This is a genomic window from Nocardioides antri, from assembly GCF_008373765.1.
GTDB classification, from domain to species: domain Bacteria; phylum Actinomycetota; class Actinomycetes; order Propionibacteriales; family Nocardioidaceae; genus Nocardioides; species Nocardioides antri.
Genome location: NZ_VUJW01000159.1, coordinates 1 through 415, shown reverse-complemented (window position 1 = coordinate 415; position 415 = coordinate 1). Strand labels below are relative to the sequence as shown.

The following is a 415-nucleotide window of genomic DNA, read 5'->3' as shown; positions in this document are numbered from 1 at the left end:
AATTCCCTCATCGCATTCTGCCTGTTTGCCGTTTTGGCCGTGGCTCTCGCCAGACCTGACGACAAGTACACCGTTCGCTACGACAACGTTAATTTAGATGAGGTCCTCAGCAATTCTCGACTTCTTCAGCCTTACATCAAATGTATCCTCGACAAGGACAGGTGTGCCCCTGACGCTAAGGAGTTGAAGGAACACATCAGGGAGGCACTCGAGACCGAATGCGCGAAATGTACCGAAGCCCAGAAGAAGGGTACTCGACGTGTTATCGGCCATCTAATTAATAACGAAAGCAAATCCTGGAATGAGCTGACCGCTAAATACGACCCCGAAAATAAATTTACAGCCAAATACGAAAAGGAGCTTCGTGAAATCAAAGCTTAAGACACAAATGCTAAACTAAGCTATGAAATGTGCC

Annotated in this window: 1 protein-coding gene; it reads left to right on the top strand. The window is 46.7% G+C overall.

Annotated features, from left to right (window positions below; genetic code table 11):
- Positions 1 to 381, top strand: a 381-nt coding sequence (locus F0U47_RS22885; protein ID WP_149752367.1) for a 4CSP family protein, incomplete at its 5' end; no start/stop codon positions are given.
- Between the last annotated feature and the right edge of the window lie 34 nt (positions 382 to 415).